The organism is Shewanella oncorhynchi (assembly GCF_030848765.1).
GTDB classification, from domain to species: domain Bacteria; phylum Pseudomonadota; class Gammaproteobacteria; order Enterobacterales; family Shewanellaceae; genus Shewanella; species Shewanella oncorhynchi.
The window spans coordinates 4,765,668-4,787,597 of record NZ_CP132914.1 but is presented as its reverse complement, the minus strand read 5'-3'; the positions used below and the strand labels follow the sequence as shown (position 1 = coordinate 4,787,597).

Annotated in this window: 18 protein-coding genes; 13 read left to right on the top strand and 5 right to left on the bottom strand. The window is 45.7% G+C overall.

Annotation, left to right across the window (positions count from 1 at the left end; all coding sequences use genetic code 11):
• Positions 1-200 precede the first annotated feature (200 nt).
• Entirely contained in the window at positions 201-2,072 is a 1,872-nt protein-coding gene (locus RA178_RS21070) for a methyl-accepting chemotaxis protein (protein ID WP_113940288.1), read from the top strand.
• Positions 2,073-2,155: 83 nt separating this feature from the next.
• On the opposite strand, the gene RA178_RS21065 is transcribed toward RA178_RS21070, so the two are convergent.
• Positions 2,156-3,127: a LysR family transcriptional regulator gene (locus RA178_RS21065; RefSeq protein WP_306683747.1), complete on the bottom strand. Its 972-nt coding sequence runs from the start codon at positions 3,125-3,127 to the stop codon at positions 2,156-2,158.
• 113 nt (positions 3,128-3,240) lie between these two features.
• Here RA178_RS21065 and RA178_RS21060 point away from each other — a divergent pair, with 113 nt between their 5' ends.
• Both RA178_RS21060 and RA178_RS21055 read left to right on the top strand, forming a co-directional pair.
• Positions 3,241-4,449 carry a multidrug effflux MFS transporter gene (locus RA178_RS21060; protein WP_113940291.1) on the top strand — a complete coding sequence of 403 codons (1,209 nt, stop codon included), beginning with the start codon at positions 3,241-3,243 and terminating at the stop codon, positions 4,447-4,449.
• 141 nt (positions 4,450-4,590) lie between these two features.
• Positions 4,591-5,211 (top strand): tRNA-uridine aminocarboxypropyltransferase, encoded by a 621-nt coding sequence (locus RA178_RS21055; protein ID WP_306683745.1) that lies wholly within the window; start codon positions 4,591-4,593, stop codon positions 5,209-5,211.
• Between the two features lie 680 nt (positions 5,212-5,891).
• Here RA178_RS21055 and RA178_RS21050 read toward each other — a convergent pair.
• Positions 5,892-8,012: a putative bifunctional diguanylate cyclase/phosphodiesterase gene (locus RA178_RS21050; RefSeq protein WP_306683744.1), complete on the bottom strand. Its 2,121-nt coding sequence runs from the start codon at positions 8,010-8,012 to the stop codon at positions 5,892-5,894.
• A 292-nt stretch (positions 8,013-8,304) separates the two neighbouring features.
• Between RA178_RS21050 and RA178_RS21045 the strand changes: the two genes are divergently transcribed.
• The 8 genes from RA178_RS21045 to RA178_RS21010 all read left to right on the top strand — a co-directional run bounded on the left by RA178_RS21045 (position 8,305) and on the right by RA178_RS21010 (position 16,383).
• On the top strand, positions 8,305-8,676 hold the full coding sequence (locus RA178_RS21045) for a hypothetical protein (protein ID WP_219251854.1): 372 nt from the start codon (positions 8,305-8,307) through the stop codon (positions 8,674-8,676).
• A gap of 117 nt (positions 8,677-8,793) precedes the next feature.
• The gene (locus RA178_RS21040; protein WP_263204306.1) at positions 8,794-9,456 is read left to right on the top strand and encodes a class I SAM-dependent methyltransferase; all 663 of its coding nucleotides are present in this window, start codon (positions 8,794-8,796) and stop codon (positions 9,454-9,456) included.
• Positions 9,457-10,060: 604 nt separating this feature from the next.
• Positions 10,061-10,612 (top strand): SMI1/KNR4 family protein, encoded by a 552-nt coding sequence (locus tag RA178_RS21035; RefSeq protein WP_306683740.1) that lies wholly within the window; start codon positions 10,061-10,063, stop codon positions 10,610-10,612.
• A gap of 11 nt (positions 10,613-10,623) precedes the next feature.
• Complete coding sequence (locus tag RA178_RS21030; protein WP_306683738.1) at positions 10,624-11,070, top strand: DUF6985 domain-containing protein; 447 nt, start codon at positions 10,624-10,626, stop codon at positions 11,068-11,070.
• A 311-nt stretch (positions 11,071-11,381) separates the two neighbouring features.
• The gene (locus RA178_RS21025; RefSeq protein ID WP_219255522.1) at positions 11,382-11,798 is read left to right on the top strand and encodes a hypothetical protein; all 417 of its coding nucleotides are present in this window, start codon (positions 11,382-11,384) and stop codon (positions 11,796-11,798) included.
• A gap of 258 nt (positions 11,799-12,056) precedes the next feature.
• On the top strand, positions 12,057-13,454 hold the full coding sequence (locus RA178_RS21020; protein ID WP_306683736.1) for an amidohydrolase: 1,398 nt from the start codon (positions 12,057-12,059) through the stop codon (positions 13,452-13,454).
• 137 nt (positions 13,455-13,591) lie between these two features.
• Positions 13,592-14,923, top strand: coding sequence for a M16 family metallopeptidase (locus tag RA178_RS21015; RefSeq protein WP_306683734.1), 1,332 nt, complete (start codon positions 13,592-13,594; stop codon positions 14,921-14,923).
• Positions 14,920-16,383, top strand: a complete 1,464-nt coding sequence (locus RA178_RS21010) for a M16 family metallopeptidase (protein WP_306683732.1) — start codon at positions 14,920-14,922, stop codon at positions 16,381-16,383. Before RA178_RS21015 ends, RA178_RS21010 begins: the two co-directional genes overlap by 4 nt.
• Before the next feature lie 88 nt (positions 16,384-16,471).
• On the opposite strand, the gene RA178_RS21005 is transcribed toward RA178_RS21010, so the two are convergent.
• The gene (locus tag RA178_RS21005) at positions 16,472-18,499 is read right to left on the bottom strand and encodes a S9 family peptidase (RefSeq protein WP_306683731.1); all 2,028 of its coding nucleotides are present in this window, start codon (positions 18,497-18,499) and stop codon (positions 16,472-16,474) included.
• 212 nt (positions 18,500-18,711) lie between these two features.
• Between RA178_RS21005 and RA178_RS21000 the strand changes: the two genes are divergently transcribed.
• Positions 18,712-19,263: a hypothetical protein gene (locus RA178_RS21000; protein ID WP_306683729.1), complete on the top strand. Its 552-nt coding sequence runs from the start codon at positions 18,712-18,714 to the stop codon at positions 19,261-19,263.
• Between the two features lie 305 nt (positions 19,264-19,568).
• Here RA178_RS21000 and RA178_RS20995 read toward each other — a convergent pair whose 3' ends face one another.
• Positions 19,569-20,021 (bottom strand): Lrp/AsnC family transcriptional regulator, encoded by a 453-nt coding sequence (locus RA178_RS20995; RefSeq protein ID WP_306683727.1) that lies wholly within the window; start codon positions 20,019-20,021, stop codon positions 19,569-19,571.
• Between the two features lie 109 nt (positions 20,022-20,130).
• On the opposite strand from RA178_RS20995, the gene rarD reads away from it, so the two are divergent.
• Positions 20,131-21,033: an EamA family transporter RarD gene (gene rarD / locus RA178_RS20990; RefSeq protein WP_306683725.1), complete on the top strand. Its 903-nt coding sequence runs from the start codon at positions 20,131-20,133 to the stop codon at positions 21,031-21,033.
• A 358-nt stretch (positions 21,034-21,391) separates the two neighbouring features.
• Here the strand turns inward: rarD and trmL are convergent, their stop codons facing one another.
• Entirely contained in the window at positions 21,392-21,856 is a 465-nt protein-coding gene (trmL, locus tag RA178_RS20985; protein WP_168827769.1) for a tRNA (uridine(34)/cytosine(34)/5-carboxymethylaminomethyluridine(34)-2'-O)-methyltransferase TrmL, read from the bottom strand.
• Positions 21,857-21,930 lie beyond the last annotated feature (74 nt).

The window sequence follows — 21,930 nt, the reverse complement described above, 5'->3', positions numbered from 1 at the left end:
TTATATGTGTTTGCTAAAATCTTTTTGATGTAAATCTGAGCAATTTCTTTGCTAACTGTACAGAATATGAGAAAATTCAGCTCAAATTTAACTGCAGTTTTAACTCAGTTAGCCGCCTTATTATATTGGTTGTAAATGTTCGTTCGACCCGCTCAAACACCCTCTTGTTTCACTGCTTTGTTAATTAATTAGACGCCAACATGAACTCATATTCGCTCAAGCAAAAAATTCTGTTCTCTGTCGTGGCAGCCCTTTCACTCGTGATTGGTTTGTTGTCATGGCAAAGTTATTCCAGCCAAAAATCCCAGCTGTTACAAAACAGCCTAGAACAAGTGCAGCGCTTAGGTGAACAGCAGGCTGAGCGGATCCAAGAATGGTTGGCTGGCCGCCAAGATATTATGGGAGCCCTGGCGAACAAAGTTGAAGGTGACAGCCTCAATACACTTCAACAAGCACAGGCATCGGGCCGTTTTCAACTGACCTATTTTGGCTCTCAAGCAGGGCAAATGTTGGATTCTGATCCGAGTATTGATCGTACGGGCTATGATCCTCGCAGCCGCCCTTGGTATCAACAAGCCATCAGCGAGCGCGGTCTTATTTTGACAAAACCTTACGTGGATGTTGCCTATAACATTCTGGTTGTGACTATGGCGCAGCCTACCGCACAAGGTGTTGTGGGTGGTGACTTATCTATCGCAAGCCTAGTTGACGGTGTTAATCGGATGAAGTTACCGGCAAACGGTTATGCCATCATGATGCACAAAGACGGCACAGTGATCGCTTATAAAGATCAAGCTAAGACGATGAAACCTATAGGTGAAATCGACAACGAGCTTAATCGCAACTTACCGGAACAGAGCCGTGCAGCGGGCACTCTGTTGCCTATGTATTTTGAAAATGAAGGACGCGACAAGTTAGTTTGGAGCGTTGATATTCCTAATACAGATTGGGAATTAGTGTTAGTGCTTGATAAGGAAACGCTAGAAGCGCCATTGTCTAACCTATTACTCACTCAACTGGGTCTCTCTGCACTCGTACTGTTGCTGAGTGTATTAGCCATTTCTTGGTTAGTTGGCATGTTACTGGGTCCTCTGAGTCGAGTATCGCAAGCCCTTGCGCGTATTGCCGATGGTAACGGTGATTTAACTCAACGTATTTCAGTCGATACTCAAGATGAAGTGGGCGTGCTTGCCGACAGTTTTAACCGCTTTGTGGGCAGTCAACATCAGCTGATCAGCCATATTCGCCAATTAGCGAATGAGTTGGATGCCGATGCTGAACGTAGTCTTGCCACCACGCAAACTTCAGTTGCGGAGTTACAACGTCAGCAGCAAGAAGTCGCTATGGTCGCGACTGCGGTAACTGAAATGGCGAGTGCGACTAATGAGATCGCAGCCAATGCTGAGAACACGGCAACAGCGGCACAACAATCTGCAGCGAGTAGTTTACAGGGCAAAGAGTTAGTGAATAAAACTCGTAACTCGATTAATTCCCTCGCCGATGAAGTGACTCAAGCAACGGATGTTATTGGCGATTTAAGTCGTCATGCTAAATCTATTTCGAGCATCCTGGCGACAATTCAAGGGATTGCTGAGCAAACTAACCTGTTGGCGCTTAACGCAGCCATTGAAGCGGCTCGTGCTGGCGAGCAAGGCCGTGGTTTTGCGGTCGTTGCCGATGAAGTTCGAGTACTGTCACGTCGTACACAGGATTCGACTCAGGAAGTACATACCACGATTGAAACGCTACAACGGACTACCGCTCGAGCAGTCAGCTTGATGGAAAGCAGCCAAGCATTAGCGGGTCATAGCGTAGAAGATGCCAATGCCGCGGCGAAAGCCCTTGAAGAGATTACGCAAGCGGTCAACGTGATTTCAGATATGGCAGGCCAAATTGCTACCGCAGCGGAAGAACAGACTCAAGTGACGGGTGAAATAACCCAGAATACGGTTGCGATTAAAGATGTGACCGATGAGATTACCGCATCGGCCATGGCAGATTTGGCACAGGCGAGGGGCTTAAAAGCTCGGGCTAATGACCTGAATGCGCAAGTCGCGACATTTATTCTGTAATCGCTATTCTTAATAGTGTGCCTCGATATTAGCCCGATAAAGCCTTCGCTTTGTCGGGCTTTTTACTGGCCGTTTTTGTCGTGTTAAAGTATTTCTGTGGGATTGAATAACTTAGCCACACTTTGACAAATGGTTTCTCTAATCCATTTATGCCCTTGATCTTCATCATTTCTTTGATGCCATAACAGCACATAGGCCATTGGCATAAATTCGAAAGGCAGTGGCAGTTGTTTGAGCGGATAAAGTTGGCAGGCGTGACGGGCAAAGCTCGACGGCAGAGTGAAGATTAAATTGCTGTGGGCGCAAACGCTGGCGGCACCATAAAAGTCGGGTACAGTCGTGCTGATCCGGCGTCTATGCCCAAGATCGGCAAGAAAGTAATCCAGTGCCCACCAATCACTACCTTCACAACGAACCTGCACATGGGCCATATCGAGGTAAAGGGGTAAATTCCATTGTTCTGAAGTGAGCGCCGCCATCAGCGGGTGATCCTCTCGCACTAAGCAGACTTGTTGATCGGTAAATAATGTTTGATAGGCAATCCCTTCGGGCAGGCGATCTACTTGAAAATCTGACAGTGGATGCAAATCCCGCCCTGAAATGCCAAAGTCGATTTGCCCTTGCTGCAAATCCTGCATCGATTTTTCGGTCCAGACATAGGAGTCGAGTTTGACGTTGGGTGCCGTGGTCAGCATAGGGCCGATAAAATATGGGATTAAGGTTTCATAGGCGCTTTCCACCATGGCAAAAGAAAATTGTCGATTGCTACTGGCAGGATTAAAGGTCGGAGGCTGAGTGAGTTGATACAAGTCTTGCAATATATTCGGCAGTTTTTGCCCAAGAATGAGGGCGTGCGCGGTGGGTTTTAAGCCATGTGCCGTGCGCTGAAATAGGGGATCATCTAAGGTTTCTCTGAGTCGATTTAAGCTCTTACTGAGTGCTGACTGGCTTATATGTAATCGGCTGGCGGCGCGAGTGACACTCTGCTCCTCTAGCAGCACTTTGAGTATGACCAGCAAGTTCAAATCGATTCTGGCTAAGTTGTCGATATTCACAGATATTCCTCAGAGGAAATTTACTTTGGAAATTATACCATTTCTGTTCATACCTTGAGTTAATTAAAATAGCGCCCACTGAAATACCTTTCCCTGATCAACTGAGATTATTTATGCGGCGCAATCTGTTACCTATCCTGATGTCTATGGTGCTGCTCAGCCCATTAGCCATCGATATTTATTTACCTTCAATGCCAACTATGGCGACAGAATTCGCCGTATCTGCCAGTGATGTGCAATCCACACTCGTATTGTTTTTATTCGCCATGGGCTTAGGCCAAGTGTTGATTGGGCCATTAGCCGACCGTTATGGCCGCCGTCCTGTGGCCATTTTCGGGGTCTTACTCTACGGCGCAAGTAGTCTTCTCGCTGCCGCGGCCATCGAGTTTCATTGGTTACAGATTGCTCGTGTGCTGCAAGGTTTAGCCGCCTGTTCAACTTCTATCGTGGTGTTTAGTGCGGTGCGCGACTGCTACTCACAAAAAGAAGGCGCTAAAATTTACAGTTACTTAAATGGCGCGATTTGCGTGATCCCAGCTTTAGCACCAACCTTAGGTGGCTTGTTAGCGATGCAATTCGGCTGGCGTTCAACCTTCGTTTTCATGACGTTATATGCCATGTTGATGATGCTCGTTGTTGGTTATCGCTTACCTGAGACTCGTCCAGCCAACACTGTTACTACTGGCCCACTTTACCGTTGGGGCAGATTCAAACCTGTACTCGGTAACACCCACTTTTTGTTTTATGCCTTTGCTTGTATGTCGGCTATGGCGGCTATTTTGAGTTATGTGTCTTATGCGCCTGTGTGGTTGATTGGGCATTTAGGGGTTTCTGAGCTGGCGTTTAGTGGTTTATTCGGGCTCAATGCTGTGTTCAATATCGTGGCCTGTTTTGCGGCACCGATCGTTATTCGCAAACTGGGTAATCGTCCAACGGTTATTTTGGCTCTGTCTTTACTCGTTTTGTCTTCAGTGGCGACAGTGGCGGGCCAACAGTTTGGCCCAAATACAGGGATGGCAGCAGCTTTTAACTTCATGTTACCTATGATGTTGTTATGTGTGGGATTTGCCTTCTTACTCGGCCCCGCGACGAGTATGGCGCTGTCAGCTTTCGGTGAGCGAGCGGGGACTGCCGCGGCTATGCTAGGTTTTATTCAGATGAGTGGTGCATCCGTTTTAGCTGGACTTATACAGCAAACGAATTTAACTGCACCTTACGCAGTGGCACTCGTCATGGGCGTGTTTTCTATCGGTTTATTGTTGATGATGGCGCTGAGTCGATTCGACCACTGGCACCAAGAGCAGTTAGTTGGCGAACATTAGTTCGCGGCACTGATTAATTACAGAGTACACCCTTTACCCACAGTTTGTTTGACCGCGAACTGTGGGTATTTTTTATTGTGTCTAATACCCTTTTATCCTTTGGTATACTCGTAAAATAACTCACTAAACCGAGGGTAAAGCTTGTCCCGTCACTATTGTGCTATCTGTCGTTATCCGCAAAATGCTTGCTTATGTGCGAGTGTTCAGCCTATCTCTCCAATGACTCAGTTGGTGGTTTTACAGCACCCGAGTGAAGTCGAACATAAGAAGAATAGTGTGCGGGTATTGAGTCTTGCTGTACCTAAAACGCAAGTTTATGTGGGTGAAAGCGAGTCTGATTTCAACGGTTTACGGGAATATTTAGCGGCGTGTAATAAGCCTATTTATCTCGTCTATCCCTCTGCGTTAAGTGTAAGTGTTGAACAGCAAAGTATTAATCCTGATTGTATACTGCTGTTGCTCGATGGCACTTGGCGTAAGGCATTCAAAATGCAGCAGCTGAATCCTTGGTTAGCCCAGTATCCTGCGGTGCATTTGGCTGAAGGTTATGAATCGCGCTATCGGATCCGTAAATCGAGTCGTAGCGATAGTTTATCGACCTTAGAAGCTTGCGCTTATATGTTAAGCGCCCTTGATCCTACCCTTGATGTTCAGCCGTTAATGATGGCATTTGATGCTATGGTGGAACTGCGGATTAAGGCGATGCCGAGTACAGTGCAGGCTCGTTATCAGAACTCAAATGAGTCCAGTGGTAAGGTATAGTTGATAGGGTTAAGGCTATTGAGTCTTAGATGTTTTAGGTATGAATTAGTGCTTTTAAGTTATTGAGTTTTTGAGACTCCGTACGAATTAAAATAGTCAAAATCTTATTCAGATCACGCTAACTTAATGTGAAATACGGTTTAATAACTGGGATTCATTTGCGCAGCAAATGATGAGATAGCTTTGCCAGCCAATTGCTTTGCAGGGGAGTAATTCCATTCATTACTATTAGTAAATGGCGTGCTGGCAGGGCTATCGAGCTTTAAATATGGTTTTTTTATTGATAATGATGAGAGCGCTTTGCTAGGCCATCATTGGCTTTGCAGGGGAGTTATTCCATTCATAACTATTAGTAAATGGTGTGCTGGCAGGGCTATTGAGCTTTAAATATGGTTTTTTTTATTGATAATGATGAGAGCGCTTTGCCAGGCCATCATTGGCTTTGCAGGGGAGTAGATTCCATTCATTACTATTAGTAAATGGCGTGCTGGCAGGGCTATCGAGCTTTAATCGTATGTTTTCTGCAAGAAAATCTTTCCCCTTCGTTCGCGACCCATCATAATATTTCGATAAAACCTTAGCGGAATCTTTCGTTTTCCGTTGCAAACGTTGAGAGCGTTAATTTGGTACACAAGTCGGATTATCGAGCCGATGCGAACATCGGCAGTCCTAAATCTGTTCTAGGCTAAGCGTTTTTCCGCAAGAAAGGCTTGGGTGAAGTTTTCAACTGAACTCGGGTAGCCAAATAGAAATCCTTGGGCGAAACCTTGGCCCATGTCAGTCATTATGTCTTTTTGTTGTTGAGTTTCAATACCTTCTGCGACGAAGTGAATGTCGAGTGCTTGTGCGAGTTGCACTATAGCATTGCAGAGCTTTTGTCCTGAGACTTCGTTTAAGCGCAAGGCAAACTCGGCATCAATTTTGACGCTGTCTATTGGCAAAGTCCCTAAGCGACTGAGTGACGATAACCCAGTCCCAAAATCATCGATGGCTATGCTGACACCTAACGCTTTGATACGATTGAGTGTGAGTCGTGCTTGCTCCGGTTGTCGTAACAATGCCGATTCGGTAATTTCTAAAATCAGTGCTTCAGCGGGTAACTTCGCAATTTCTAAGGCATTTATCACTTGGTCGATAAAATCTAAGTGTTCCAATTGCAGTGGTGACACATTGACTGAAATTCTAAAGTCGGGTTGATAATGTGCTCGCCAGAGGGCCGCTTGTACACAGGCCTGTTCTAATACCCATTGGCCAATGCTGACAATTAATCCTGTTTCCTCAAGCAATGGCACAAAGTCGGCAGCTTCATAATATTCTGTCGGTGACTTCTGCCAGCGGAGCAGGGCTTCGGCAGCAATAGTTTGATTTGTGTGTAAATCGACTATGGCTTGATAAGCGAGAGTGAATTGTTTTAGGTTATGCGCATGCCTTAGGTTATTGATTAACTGTAATTTTAACTCGGCTGCTAGGCTCATTTCCTTATCGTAAAACACGAGATGCGGTAAGCTCTTTTTAGCGCAATACATGGCAGTATCGGCAAGACTAATCAGCTGTCCCGCTTGGTTACTGTGGGTAGGAAATAGCGCAATGCCTATGCTAGTGCCGAGGAAGAACTTTTGGCCTTCAATTTCAAAGGGGCTCTCAAATAAGCTGAGAATCTGTTCTGCAAACAGTTGGATTTCATCTTTGCAGCTACAGTCTTGCAGCACTAAGGTAAACTCATCTCCGCCCATACGGGCTATGTCGGCCTTTTCGATACAACCTGCTTCGAGTCTGGCTGCGACGAGTTGTAATACTCTATCGCCCATGGAGTGACCGAAGCTGTCATTGATATTCTTGAAACCATTGAGATCTAAAAACATCAACGCGCCCAGTGCGAGGGGATCAGTTTTAAGTTTTTCGAGGGCGCTATTGAGGATCTGTTTGAGATGGAACCGGTTAGGTAATCCAGTCAAGGTATCGTACATAGCCCGAGTTGTTAGCTGGGTTTCTAATAGTTTCTTCGTACTAATATCACTGAAAATATTCACATTATAATGAGCATCATCTTCAGTGACGATTTTACGACTGCTCTGCCAAGCAGGGAAGTTACTGCCATCTGAACGTCTTTTCCACGTTTCGCCCTGCCAAAATCCCCTTTGTTTCAAGGCGATTTGGCATTCGGTTTCTTCCCCCATATTATGGGTTCTTACCTCTAAAAATTCAGGGGTTTTACTGATGAGCTGCTCTGCGCTATAGCCGCAAATACGGCACATGGCTTTATTGACAGCCAAAATTTGATTATCAGTGTCAGTGATATACACAGCTTCGGCACTTTCTTCGAGCGTGGTCGATAAAATCTCTTTGGGAATATGAGCAAAACCATCAGAAATCGTTTCGCGCATTTGATTGCGGCGATTAAGAGCTTGTAATTCAACGAGTACCACGGGCTGTTGTTGCAGATAACAGCGATAGAGATTAATTCGAGTCGGCAGTTCATTGCCTTGTTGGCTCATGTGCAGCCAGTTGAATTCAACATTATTGCCAGCAATGGCTTCGAGGATCATTTCCCGCGCAAATTCAACACTATTGCGGCCTGAAGATTGGATCCTCGGAGAAAAATCATAGGGAGTCGCATTCACAAAAGCATCGTATTCAGTCTCAAAATAACTGAGGGTGGCTTGGTTGGCACTAATAAAGCTAAAGCCTTGAATTAAGGCTAAGGGGGTTTTATGGGGATGTGCTTGCCAGAGAGACAGCTTTTCTTGCAGTACAGGATCATCTGTACTGAGTTTCTTAAGTAAGTGTTGCCATCTGATCATTCAGGATACTCCCTTGTGACGCAAAATAGTCACATCCCATTTTTAGGTCTTCGTTGAACACGAAGTTGCCCAATAGTACATCATTCCAATGGGGTTAAAAATAAACCTAATTGTTGTTTCACTCAAATAGAAACTTAAAAAGTGTAGTTTAAGACTTGTATTCAAGCATATTTTTTAAGAACACCTGCTGCATATTTCAAGCTTAGGCAGATTTTATGCTATGTTTTGCACATCTTGCGTGAATTGGCTTTTATCATTGATTCATTCAATTATCGAATAAAGGAGACAGGAAATGGCGTATTTATTTAAAGTGTTAATCTCTAAAATATTAATATCGCTAGTCCTCATCTTTAGTTTTCATCTCGCGTTAACAAATGCCGCCGAGGCGCCAAAGCCTAGATTGACCCTAGAGCAAAAAGCCGATAAGGCACGCATCGACTCACAGCGATTAGAACAGGCTCAATTAGAAAAGGCCCGTCAAGCCACTAAAGAGACGACAGAGCGGGAAGATAACATTAAGCAACAATCCCAAACCAACGATTGGGAAGCGCAGCAAAAACTTAAGGCACAAAAACAGTTCGACGAAAGAGAAAGTCGCGAGCAAAAATATTTACGGGAAGCAAAAGAAGCCGCCGCAAAAGAGCGTAAAATCCCTAAACCTTAATCAGGCCATCGACATAGTCGATTTCAGCTGGTCAGTGCTAGCATTATTTGTGGGCATTACGACTATTCTCATTACTATGCACATTACTATGCACCTTACTATCCCTAGGAATTGTTGTTGAATATCTGCCCCTTATGTCATGGCGTTGAATTACTCGCTTATCATCAAGATAGGAAGCGCAGTTACCTGCAATGCCAAACCTGCCAACTGGTGAGCGTGCCTTCTGAGTTTTATCTTTCGGCCGAGGCAGAAAAAGCCGAGTACGATAAGCACGAGAATCATGCCGATGATCTCGGCTATCAAACATTTTTAAATCGCACACTCGAGCCACTACTTAGCCGTGTTAGCATTTCGGCCCAAGGGCTCGATTTTGGCTGTGGAGAAGGTAAGGCATTGAGTCTAATGGCAAAGGCGCGCGGTTATCAGATAGATAATTACGACCTTTATTACGCCAATAATCCCGAAACATTAGCCCGCCAATACGACTTTATTACCTTGACCGAAGTCATTGAACACGTGAGTGGTGCCGCAGGTTTGCTTACTCAGCTCGATAGGTTATTAAAACCCAACGGCATTTTGGCGGTCATGACCAAGCGTGTGCAGGATAAAACCGCATTTGCCCGCTGGCACTATAAAAACGATCCCACCCACATCAATTTTTACGCCGAAGCGACTTTTGAGTGGATCGCGCATCACTATGGCTGGCGACTCGAAATTATTGATAAGGACGTAGTCTTCTTGCATAAAGAGATGCATAAAGGAATTTATCAGTCGAGTTAATGCTGTTGTCGCTTAAATGTACTTATCATCAATTTGTGACGCTATAGATACCTGATTTTCTATGGTTTTTGTTGCAATGCCAGTGGCTATTACTAATACCTCAAGCTCTGACTCAAGATTAGGGTTAGCCGTTAGCCCGATAATCACTAGGGCATCGTGGGGGGCGTTGTTTGTTTAGCACGCCTATCTGATTGTATTAACTGAGTTCTATGGTGTTCCTCGCGACGACACTCACATTGCCGCTAGTGCTTGGTCTATATCATCGAGTAGTGGATGTTGCACCGAACGTTTACTCGTATTCTGCGTGTGGTTTGCAAGACGCTCGACTAATTCATTCACCGATATTTTGTGTGGCGAACGAGGGCTCAAACTGAGTAAGGGTCACTTGACGCTGAAAATTAGGCTGTATATCTAGTTAATAAGGTATGACTGGAATAGCGGCTTAGTAAGTAATAGAAGGCTGCGACAGAATCTGTCGTAGCAATATGAAAATAGAATTTATGTGGTTAATTCGATTAACTAAGTTCGCCAAGTGTATATGTTCGCGGTATAAAGAAAATGGATTAATACTGCGGCCAAGTGTCAAGATGAAGGAATAAATACAATGGATGTTAAGACGTATCTACAAGCATTGAGTGCTATTTACGCCAACATGAATCAAACATTAGAACTGAATCATGGCTTATCAAACTTAGTCTTAGATGAAGCCGAAAAACAATTAGGTTTTAAACTAGTTTCCCCGCTAAGGGATCTTTGGGGATATGCCAATGGCGGCAATGAGTGGAGCACAGTCTTTGCCCGGAAAGATTACTTTTGCCGGTATGATTTTTTGTCATTAGCCTCATCTCTTACATATCGTGACCGAATGAAAAAACGGGCCCAGCACTACGCTAATTATCACGAGCCAGAAGTGCGGGATCCCAAAATCCAATCGGGGTGGTATCAAGAAGGTTGGTTGCCCTTTGCACAATTTGGGGGCGGTACATTACTCTTGATTGCAGATCATTCGCCCTCGGCATTAGGCCAAATGGGACAAGTGATAGCATACACCCATGACCCCGATATGATGGACTTTATTAGCCCAGATCTAAGCCAATTTTTTGCACAATCCTTGGCGCAAATCGCGCTATATCCAGATGAATTAATTGAGGATTAAGGATAACAAAAATGTACGATCCATTATTCAACAAACCTAGTGAACTGATTATTGAAGGTGAGCTTCAGGGCAACGATAAGTTACGCATAAAAATGCTCGAAGACGTTTCTCTGATGACACCAGAAACGAAGCATCAAATTCTAAATGCTATGCTCAAAATGCATAAGTACTTTGAAGATTATTGCGGTGACTTAGAGATTTCTTTAAATACCATCAATGAAATAGCCGCAAATACCCAGCCGTTGTACATTATATTGGATGACACCAGCACAATGGAGACTCGGGCAATTCGTTATCATTACGCCTGCAACTGGGAAACCGATCATGGGGTAGAGGTGATGGTACTCAATGGTAATCAAGTGATTTTTGTGGGCAACTGCGGTTACACCTATGGTGTGTTATTAGCCTCCATTGATAGTGCTTTATCCCTTCAAGATGAAGAGCTTAATTTTCTGTGAGTTGCTGACTAAATTTTACTACCGTTATACCCGTGCAATACTGTGTTACTCAGAAAGGCAATTTTAGCTAAGCATTTTAGCCAGACATCCACATATGATGGCTCTTGTTCAAGTAATTTTAGCCAGTACAGGTGGTAGAGAAACCGAAAGTGCATTATGTTGTTGATTTAAAATGGGTGGCTAGACTTTGGCTGGTAAACCAAGCTAAGGAGCCAAAACGTAACAAAGCGTTTAAAATCCTTCGCTTTACTCACTGGAAGTTCAAACTGCTGCTTCAGTTTGAAACTCCTTTAACACGGAGTTAACTTCCTATGACACCTGAATATCTAGCCAAACAAGTTGAATTTATTGACTGGCTCTCGGCTGCAAGTCCGATTGAAGGCGTATTGGGTTCTACATATGGATGGGAGTGGCTGCCTACAAGCAGAGATCAAGAGGATCCTTTGAATGGTCCGAAAAAATTGGAAGAAACAAAAGACGCGGAGATGCTTGTGTATAAATCGGCGCTCAGATCTCTGAGAAAAATTGGCCGGTCACATCCTTTGCTTGTGTATGGTCCTCATGATTTTACTGAGAGCTTTAGAGGCGGCGCACTCTTTGCCTTCAAAATGGCAGCGAGAGAGGCCGCTCTCAGACAAAAGGGCGTATGGAGTGAGGTGGCTGAGTTGTATAGCCAAGGCCGATGGCCATGTGGTTTTAAAGAAAATCGTGAATTTGTTGTTTTGTGACTAAAGCTAACGATGCCAAGCATTGGGACAGCTTTTCCGTTGCCTTGAGTTTCTTTAACTGAGATCCGCCATCCCTATCTTTTTTCAGGTTGATTTATCTAAAAGCTGGATTCCAGCCCACAAGTATTGCGGGAATGACGGTTAAAGACAGCCTCTAATGAAGCACAGTCTCTTTTACCTTTATCACTAAATCTATTAACAATTCCTCCTTGTCCGTGTAGTTTAGGTAGCTTATAAAAACAACAATAGGCTATCGCTATGACTTTACCCTCAGTATCACTTGCTGCATCAACATCATTTGAATTTAAGCCCCTAGTAAATAAATCCCATTTTTCTAAGACCTTACTCGCTTCAGCCTTAGCCTTGAGCTTTATGGGCGCGGGTTTGAGTTCGGCGCAAGCGGCGGCCAGTGCTATGCCTGATGCGGCTAAGTTGGCGGCGGGTGTGGAGCAAAAGGTGATCGACTGGCGCCGTGATTTGCATCAACACCCTGAGTTGTCTAACCGTGAGTTTCGTACCAGCAAGATTATTGAAAAACATCTGAAATCCTTAGGGTTAGAGGTACAAACGGGTGTGGCGCATACGGGCGTGGTGGCCATTTTGAAAGGCGGAAAGCTGAAAGGTGGCAAGCCTGGTCCGCTGATTGCGATTCGAGCAGATATGGATGCACTGCCTGTGACTGAAGTGGTCGATGTGCCTTTTGCCTCTAAGGTGACCGACACTTATCGCGATCAAAAAGTGGGTGTGATGCATGCCTGTGGCCACGATACTCATGTGGCTATGTTAATGGGCGTGGCCGAAAACTTGGTTAAAGTGAAAGACAGCCTAGCGGGGGATGTGATGTTTATCTTCCAACCCGCTGAAGAAGGTGCGCCAGAGGGTGAAGAGGGCGGCGCGGAATTGATGCTCAAAGAAGGGCTGTTTGCTCAGCGCAAACCCGAGCAAGTATTTGGTATGCATGTCACCTCGAGTATGCCGAGTGGCATGATTGGCCTGCGCAGTGGCCCAGCAATGGCGAGTGAAGACTCTTTTACCATCAAAGTGAAAGGCAGCCAAACCCACGGTTCACGACCTTGGAATGGGGTTGATCCTATCGTCGCTGCGGCGCAAATTATCACTAACGTGCAAACGATCGTCAGCCGTCAGGTGGATATCACTAAAGCGCCGGCTGTGGTGAGTTTTGGTGCGGTCAATGGTGGCATTCGCTCTAACATTATTCCCGATGAAGTCGAGCTGATTGGTACGATTCGTACCTTCGACCAACCCATGCGCGCCGATATTAAACTGCGTTTAGCGCAAATGGCCGAGTTATCGGCAAAAACGCTTGGTGCGACTGCGACCACAGAGATCCACCAAGGTTATCCTGTGGTGGTTAACAATCCCGAATTAGTCGCCAGTATGCGGCCCGTGCTTGCGAGCGTGGTGGGCGATAAGATGCTGATTGAACCCGGGTTAATCACAGGTGCCGAAGACTTTGCTTACTATGCCTTAGAAACGCCGGGGATGTTTTTCTTCCTCGGGGTGACGCCAAAGGGAACGGACCCTGAAACGGCGGCCAGCAATCATTCGCCGGCATTTTATGTGGATGAAAGCGCGCTAAAAGTGGGCGTTGAGGCCATGACCAAAGTGGCGTTAACGGCACTCAAAGCCCAATAAGTGGCTAACGTATTATTCCGTAAGCGCTGCGGTATAACTTGAGCTTACAAAAAATCGGCGCGGGATAAGCTTCCTGCGCTTGATTTGTTAAACAATTTACCTCTATATGTGGATATTTACAGCAAGGAGCGAACAAGATGAAGTGCACGCTATCGGCTCTGGTTTTGGCCATGGGACTTTTGAACCCCCTAAGCCAAGCACAGGCCACCACGGCAGAAGACATTAAGAGTTTCACGCTAGATAACGGCATGAAAATCATGGTGCTAGAAGATGCCTCTATTCCCAATGCCAACATGTATTTATTTTGGAAGGTCGGTTCACGTAACGAAGTGCCCGGCATTACTGGTATTTCGCACTTTTTCGAACACATGATGTTCAACGGTTCGAAAAAGTACGGCCCAAAAATGTTCGACCGTACTATGGAAGCAGCAGGTGGCGCGAACAATGCGTATACCACTGAAGACATGACGGTTTATACAGATTGGTTCCCCGCCAATGCGCTCGAAACTATGTTCGATCTCGAGGCTGACCGCATCGCTAACTTAGATATCAACCAAGCCATGGTCGATAGCGAACGTGGCGTAGTGCAGTCGGAGCGTTCCACTGGCTTAGAAAACTCTAACTGGAATGCCCTCGAAGGCGAAATCAAAGGCGTGGCATTTTTAGCCCACCCTTATTCTTGGTCGGTGATCGGTCACGAGTCGGATATCGCCGCTTGGTCGCTGGAAGATTTAGTCCAGTACCATAAAACCTATTACGCGCCGAACAATGCCGTGGTCGTGATTGCCGGTGATGTAAAGCTTGCCCAAGTAAAAGCCTTGGCAGACAAGTACTTTGCGCCTATTCCGGCACAGACTCCGCCTAAAGCTATTCGCACTGTCGAACCTGAGCAAAAGGGTGAGCGTCGCACCTTTGTGCAAAAGGCATCGGTCAGTACACCTAATGTGATGTTGGCGTACCATATTCCGGCGGCAACTCATGCGGATTTTTATGCGCTGGATTTATTAAGCTCGATTCTAAGCCAAGGTAATAGCTCGCGTTTATATCAATCATTGGTTGATAAACAAGTGGCCTTAGAAGCGCAAACCTACATGCCGATGTCGGTCGATCCTAACCTCTTCTATGTGATGGGTGTTGCTACACCTGAGGTGAAAGCCTCGACGCTGGAGCATGCGTTGATTGAGCAAATCGATGCGATTGCGGCCCAAGGTATTACCCAGCAAGAATTGGATAAAGTTAAAAATATTAAGTTGATGGATTTTTATCGCTCGATGGAAACCATTAATGGTAAGGCTAATACCATAGGCACCTATGAGATGTATTTTGGCAGTTACGACAAGTTATTTAATGCACCTGAAGCCTATAACAAGGTGACGCCTGCGGATATTCAACGAGTTGCCCAAACCTACTTACGTAAATCAAATCGCACTGTGGCTGTGCTGGCGGCAACTGAGGAGTCTTCCCTATGAAATCGACAGCAGTGAAATCACTTAAGATGGCATCACTTGGGAAACCGTCTAAGTTAATGGCAGCATTGGCTTTAGGCACAAGCTTAGTCTTAGCGGGCTGCGCGGCGACATCGGCACCAAAGCGGGTCGATACTGGCAGCTTTACGATGCCAAGTTACGATAAGTTTGTGTTAGATAACGGCTTAACTGTGTACTTAATGCCGCAGCGCGAAGTGCCGTTAATTACCTTAAATGCCGTGGTACGCGCCGGTGCTGTGAATGACACCACCGCAGGCGTGGCACAAATGACAGCAGAAGGCTTGCTGTTAGGTGCGGCGGGGAAATCTAAGGCAGATATCGAGCAGCAAGTGGATTTTCTCGGTGCAAGCTTAGTGGCCGAAGCAGATAAGGAAGGCAGTTATCTGAGTGCTGACTTTATGGCGAAGGACATTGACTTGATGCTGGGCTTATTTAGCGCGGCGATGTTAACGCCTGACTTTGATGCCGCCGAGTTCGATAAACTCAAGCAACGTGCGATTGCTGGGCTGCAGCAGGATAAAGAAAGCCCGCGGGCTGTGATTGGTCGCTACTTTGATAAGCTCGTATTTGGTGCACATCCTTATGGCAATGCGGCTTCGGGTAACCGTGATTCACTGGAGCAAGTGACAGTGTCACAGCTACGCGCCTTCCATAAGAGTTACTATCAACCTTCCAATACCGCGATAACTGTCGTGGGTGACTTTGATGTGGCGTCGATGAAAGCCAAGCTGACGCATGCCTTTGGTCAGTGGCAGGGCAGCGAAAAGCTGGTGCAGCCTGATTTAAACCAAGGTTTGCCTCAGTTGACCGAGGCCAAAGTCTTGTTGGTGGATAAACCCGATGCAATCGAAACTACTTTTGTGATCGGGGGTTTAGGCATTAGTCGTGACAATCCAGACTATGTAGGTTTAACGGTAGTGAACACTATTCTAGGTGGTCGTTTCACCTCTTGGCTTAACGACGAGCTGCGGGTGAACGCGGGTCTAACCTATGGCGCGCGCTCAGGTTTTAGTCCTTATACCGACTCGGGTGTGTTTACTATCAGCACTTTCACTAAGACGGAAACCACTCAAGAAGCGATGGATCTAGCCTTAAAAACCTATGCACGTTTATGGGAGAAAGGTGTAGATCAAGCGACTTTAGATTCGGCTAAAGCCTATGTTAAGGGTCAGTTCCCGCCTCAGTTTGAAACCTCAGGTCAGCTGGCAGGGCTCTTATCTGGCATGTATTTGTACGGTTTCGATGATAAGTTTATCAATGAGTTCCAAGCTAAGGTGGATGGTTTGACCTTAGAAGAAACCCAAAGGTTAGTGAAAACTTACTTCCCGCAAAAAGATCTGCAATTTGTGCTGATTGGCAATGCGGCTAAGATTGCACCGATTGCTGCTAAGTACGGCAAAGTGCAAACCGTCGATATTAAAGCCACGGGATTTGGCCAATAAGCCATCATTGCGAGGCTTGATTCGATAAAGAAAAGGTCTGCATAGTGCAGACCTTTTGCTTTTCTGTTCTAGGTTCTAGGTGCTGCGTTTATTGTCCACCTGGCTTAGCATAATGGGTCATCCAATCTTTCACTTGGTTATACCAATAGATAGAGTTATTGGGTTTCATAACCCAATGATTTTCATCGGGGAAGTAAATCATCCGTGATTCCACATTGCGAGTTTGCAGGGTGCGGAACAGTTCAAATCCTTGTCCCACAGGTACCCGGTAGTCGAGCTGACCGTGGCTGACTAAGGTCGGAGTGTTAAAGTTAGCCGCAAAGTAATGCGGAGAAATAGCTTTATACAGCTCAGGATTATCCCAGTAGTTGCCAAATCGGGTGCTGTGCACGGCAAAATCCGACGCCATTTGTGAATACATGTCGTAAACCGCAGCGTGGATCAACAAGGCTTTAAAGGGATGTGGTTGACCTAAAATAATTGAGGTCAGATAACCGCCGTAACTTGCGCCACCCGCCACCATGCGGTCGCTGTCTATCCAGCTTTGCTGTTTAAACCAGTCGGCCGCCTTGAGCACATCTTCGAGGGATTTATTCTTCCAATCTGGGTTAATCGCATCGGCAAACGCTTGTCCGAAGCCGCTAGAACCATGGAAGTTTGGCCAAGCAGTGACATATCCCCAAGAGGCGAAGGTTTGTGCGTTCCAACGGTAATGGAAACCGTCGGTAATGGCGTTATGTGGCCCGCCGTGAACCAGCATAAAGAGGGGATATTTTTTACTGCGATCAAATCCGGGGGGATAGTGAACCCACATTTGAATATCTTGATCTTGATATCCCTTGTAGGTCACTGATTCGTAAGTGCCTAAATCAACATCTTTGAGAATATCGTCATTAAAATTCTCTAGGCGTACCGTCTTACCATTGCGGGGATTAATGCTGACCAAGCGCGCTGGGTGCAAAAAGCTCTCGTTGGTGGCAATCAGTTCACCGTCTTTGCCTATGGCGGGTTGGCCAAAGTCAGTTGCCTCTGTAATGGCTTTGACTTTACCGTTTTTGGCATCGATATGATAAATGCGGTTAGTGGCGGCATCTTCGATGGTGGCATAAAAGCCTTTACTGTCGGGGGTCCAATTAAATTGGCTGACCGAACGATCCCACTCTGGTGTTAGCGTATTAAGTTTACGGCTATCGATATCCAGTAACATCAGCCTTGAAGTATCGGCATAGAAACCGGGGATTTTCTGACGGGTAAAAGCCAACGTTTTGCCATTGGGACTAAAGCTGGGATCAGCATCTGCGGCTTGATTTTCTGGGGTGATATTCTCTGCTTTACCACTGCCAATCGTCGCAAGGAAAATATCCAGTTTAGGGTCGATACGGTTGTCTGAGCCATAAGTACTGAAGGCAATTAAGCGTTCATTAGGCGAAATATCGTAACTTGAACTGCTTTGGCTCGAGCGTGGTAACTCATGGCCGAGCGCTTGCGTCACGGATTCGACTTCGCCGCCCGAAGCGGGGATCCTAAATATATGGGCTTGGCGACGTTCATCTAACCAGTGATCAAACTGAGCGTAGGGCAAAGCGTTCCACTGGCGAGCGGAGACCTTATTGTCTTCGTCGGCTTTTAGTTGGGTTTTCATCTCGTCCCATGTTTGATTTGGGAATACATTGCTGATGAAATACAAATGCTTGCCAACCCATTTAATACCATTTACGCCAGTAGGTATGTCGGTTAAGCGTTGCGCTTCACCCGGACCGTCCATAGGCAATAGGTAGATTTGGCCTGCGTCGTCTTCATTTCGCTCACTCACAAAGGCTAAGGTTTTACCGTCGGGCGAAAACACGGGTTCACTTACCTTTAACCCTTTGAGTGTAATAGCGCGATTATTTTTCCCTTCGCCATCAAAACGCCATAACTGGGTCGAACCTTTATCTTCCTTCAGATCATATTCTGTGACTGGCGCAATAATATGCTCACCAGAGGGTGATACAACTGGGCTACCAATACGCTTAAGTTGCCAGAGCAATTCCACCGAGAGCGGTTTACCCTGCTCCGCAAATGCTGAGCCGAATGGCATCAACAGACAGAGCAATAAGATTCCTGTCTTCTTCACTGTGAGTCTCCTTATCATACATATAGTTATAATGATTTTATTTGTGGTGCAGATTCGAGAGTATAGAAACCGAGCATGAAAGCAAACTGAGTGATAACCCATAGCGGGACGCTTTGTGTAAGCATCTGTGAATGGTTGTCGGCTAATTGTGATTTGTTGATGACAGAATTACAGGCTAATCTAGGGTGATATTTCGGCTGAGGACTAGGTAGATGCAGAATAAAATCAACCGATTAAGACTGTTATTGGGAGTGACAATTGCACTGAGTGCTGCTATTCCTCTGGCTGCGCATGCGGCTAAGGTAAGTTTTAGTGAGTTTTGCCCTCAGTTTACCGGTCAATGGGTGGGCGATGCCGCCAAAGTGGGGGAAGTGCCACGAAAAGTCACAGTCACCGGATTTTGCTCCCATGATATGCGGCAGCTGTTATTGTCTGTGAGTGTTGGCACGCGTGCGCCCTATAGTGAAACCTGGTGGTTTAGGGAGCAGGGCGAGCAAGTGTTGTTGACCTATTACGATGGCGTGTCCCAAGAGAAGCAGCAAGTCTTTAGCTTATATCGTCAAAATGGCGATTATTCTTTGCTGGGTGAGGGCGTGGTGACTGCCCGGTCTGCGTTAATTCAATTACTGTTTGAGGTAAAGGGGGCGGGTGCTCAAGCTAACGCATGGCAATGGACGCAGAATATTCAATATTTAGATGATGATGTTGATCGCTATCAGCTTTTTCGCGGGATAGAGATGACGCCAGTCGCGCCATCTCAATAAGTGTACTAACTCATACACGAACTGGCAGTTTTGATTATGTAGTACGACTTAATCGTACAATCTCCACTTGACACCACACAACTCACTTCGGGACATATACGTGATAGATTCCTTGCTTTCATCTGTAGATTTCGAATGACTAAAGTCGGGTGAAAAACTCGTGATCAATTGCTTAGAGCAGGGATTGTGGCAGAGGGGCAACCCAGATCCTAGGCTAACTTACAGGAGCAATTAATGCTGTCACAAGTGGGCTAAAATTAACTTCGCGACTGGTAACTAACAGAAAATGCTATATATCTACGATATTACAGCACATCCAAAGTCACTTTAACTCTATCCAGCACCACAATTGTTTTGAACCATTTTACGTTAGCATTATTGTGGAACATTTGATCACATATCTCTTGGAATCGTTGCATATGAGGAATTAGCAGCACCAACATAAAGTCGGCATCCCCTGTCACGTAGTAACATTGCTGAACTTCTGGACCAGAAAAGTCTTTTTTTAACTGCCGAAGCGTATTCATATCGGTTTTTTCAACCTGAACTTCAACAAAAATGGTGATGACTTTATTTAGCTTATCGGGATCTAAAATGGCGGTCGTAGATTGAATGTAACCGCTGTCTTTCAGCTTTTGAATACGACGCTGAACCGATGCCGTAGATAAATGAACGGCTTCCGCCAACTCCCGTAGAGGGGTTTGGCAGTTCAGTTGGAGTAACGCGAGAAGAGCATGGTCGTATTTATCGAGTGACATATTGACATCCAAGTGAGAAATTTTATCGGAAATAGCATCAACTTAGAGAGCTTATTTCAAAGGTAACACAATAAAATACAGCTAAATTACTTTTTGCGTTATGGATGTCATGAAACCAATCTCCAATACCTTGCTCGGCGTAAGTTTGAATGTGGCCGCATCAGCACTTTTTGCGTTGATGTTTGCTTATACCGCCCTATTGGACGCTCTCAGTGGTGAGGAAATTTATGGTTGGCGCATACTATTTACGCTTCCACTTTTAACGGTTTTTATCGGCGTGCAGGGGTACTGGTCGCAAGTCATCGTTATTTATCAGCGAATAATCCGTGAAAAGCACTTTTGGTTAACTCGAATAGCATCAAGCTTTTTAATCGGCATTCAGCTTTGGTTATTCATGTGGGCTCCCAGCAATGGATATGGCTTAGCGGTGTCACTTGGCTATTTTATTATGCCCATCACTATGGTGGTCGTTGGCCAATTTGCATTTAAAGACAAAATGTCACGAATGCAATTGATAGCTTGCCTGTTTGCATTGCTAGGTGTGTTAAATCAACTCGCCATTTCCCAAACATTAGCTTGGCCAACACTTGCCATTTGCCTAGGATACCCAATCTATTTCTGGTTAAGACATAAAACTGGTACGAATAACATTGGTGGAGTATGGTTTGATATGATGCTCAGTGTGCCAGTGAGTATCTACTTTATCTTTAGTGGTGGCTATGTGATTGAAAGCTTATTAAGTCATAGCAGCTCACCACTATGGTTAGTCATTGGCTTAGGTGCAATTAGTGCATTAGCGCTCGGGTTACAATCCTTATCTGCACCATACCTAAATCTAAGTCTTTTCGGGCTGCTTATCTATGTCGAACCTTTACTATTATTGGTCGTTGCAATAATGCTTGGTGAAACCATCAACCCAGGTGAATGGCCTACCTATATAGGTATTTGGCTTGCCGTTATTGTGCTGATACTGGAAGGGGGGGGTAGAATATTTAAATCGAAAAACAGCTAGGTATGAAGCATTAGCAACATTTGGCCTACAGCTGACTACGAATCAGTACTTGGCTGATACCGCTAAATTGGGCAATAGCTTTTTAGCTAAACGAACAGCAGAAGGGTTAGTGAGGATTGGCATTGTTGCACCAGTGATCGCTGGCGGCATGGATGGATATATGCCGCCGTCGAGTCTATAGGGATATATTTATGGCGCGTCACTGGGGAAGCAAGGACAATTAATGCGTAATGCGCGTAGCTCAACTGTCTTGCTTTAGGGGCGAATGGAGTTAAATTAACCTGTCGGATCTGATTGCATCGTGATTTGAATATTGACAGGTTAAGTCCAGACTAATCCACTTAAGCATCACTACGCATTAAACCGCGCCTTCAAACCCAAGCTGACGCCACGCTTCATAGCTGATAATTGCCACCGCATTAGACAGATTCAAGCTACGGCTGGTGGCCGCCATGGGGATGCGTAGTCTCTGCTCAGTGGGGATGGATTCGATAATCGCCATCGGTAAACCTCGGGTTTCTGGGCCGAATAGCAGCACATCGTCTTTGGCAAAACTCAGCTCTGTATGCGGGCGACTCCCCTTAGTGGTGCAGGCCATAATGCGCTTGCCTGCCATGGCTTCGAGGAAAGCATCGAAGTCTTTATGGCGAGTCACATTGGTTAAGTCGGCATAGTCCAAACCCGCGCGGCGTAGCTTTTTCTCTTCTAGATCAAAACCTAATGGCTCAATCAAATGCAGCTGGCAGCCATTGTTTGCGCAAAGGCGAATGATATTACCTGTGTTAGGTGCGATTTCTGGCTCATAGAGTGCGATATGGAACATACTGGCCCGCCTGTAGAAAATGACTGCCGATTATACGGCAAACGGTGCCCAAGCGCAGTGTCTGTTGTGGGTGG

Excerpts from the sequence above, each read along its gene's own strand:
- RA178_RS21070 (WP_113940288.1), top strand. The coding sequence starts at position 201 with ATGAACTCATATTCGCTCAAGCAAAAAATTCTGTTCTCTGTCGTGGCA.
- RA178_RS21060 (WP_113940291.1), top strand. The coding sequence starts at position 3,241 with ATGCGGCGCAATCTGTTACCTATCCTGATGTCTATGGTGCTGCTCAGC.
- RA178_RS21050 (WP_306683744.1), bottom strand. The coding sequence starts at position 8,012 with ATGATCAGATGGCAACACTTACTTAAGAAACTCAGTACAGATGATCCT.
- RA178_RS21045 (WP_219251854.1), top strand. The coding sequence starts at position 8,305 with ATGGCGTATTTATTTAAAGTGTTAATCTCTAAAATATTAATATCGCTA.
- RA178_RS21035 (WP_306683740.1), top strand. The coding sequence starts at position 10,061 with ATGGATGTTAAGACGTATCTACAAGCATTGAGTGCTATTTACGCCAAC.
- RA178_RS21030 (WP_306683738.1), top strand. The coding sequence starts at position 10,624 with ATGTACGATCCATTATTCAACAAACCTAGTGAACTGATTATTGAAGGT.
- RA178_RS21025 (WP_219255522.1), top strand. The coding sequence starts at position 11,382 with ATGACACCTGAATATCTAGCCAAACAAGTTGAATTTATTGACTGGCTC.
- RA178_RS21020 (WP_306683736.1), top strand. The coding sequence starts at position 12,057 with ATGACTTTACCCTCAGTATCACTTGCTGCATCAACATCATTTGAATTT.
- RA178_RS21015 (WP_306683734.1), top strand. The coding sequence starts at position 13,592 with ATGAAGTGCACGCTATCGGCTCTGGTTTTGGCCATGGGACTTTTGAAC.
- RA178_RS21010 (WP_306683732.1), top strand. The coding sequence starts at position 14,920 with ATGAAATCGACAGCAGTGAAATCACTTAAGATGGCATCACTTGGGAAA.
- RA178_RS21000 (WP_306683729.1), top strand. The coding sequence starts at position 18,712 with ATGCAGAATAAAATCAACCGATTAAGACTGTTATTGGGAGTGACAATT.
- RA178_RS20995 (WP_306683727.1), bottom strand. The coding sequence starts at position 20,021 with ATGTCACTCGATAAATACGACCATGCTCTTCTCGCGTTACTCCAACTG.
- rarD (WP_306683725.1), top strand. The coding sequence starts at position 20,131 with ATGAAACCAATCTCCAATACCTTGCTCGGCGTAAGTTTGAATGTGGCC.
- trmL (WP_168827769.1), bottom strand. The coding sequence starts at position 21,856 with ATGTTCCATATCGCACTCTATGAGCCAGAAATCGCACCTAACACAGGT.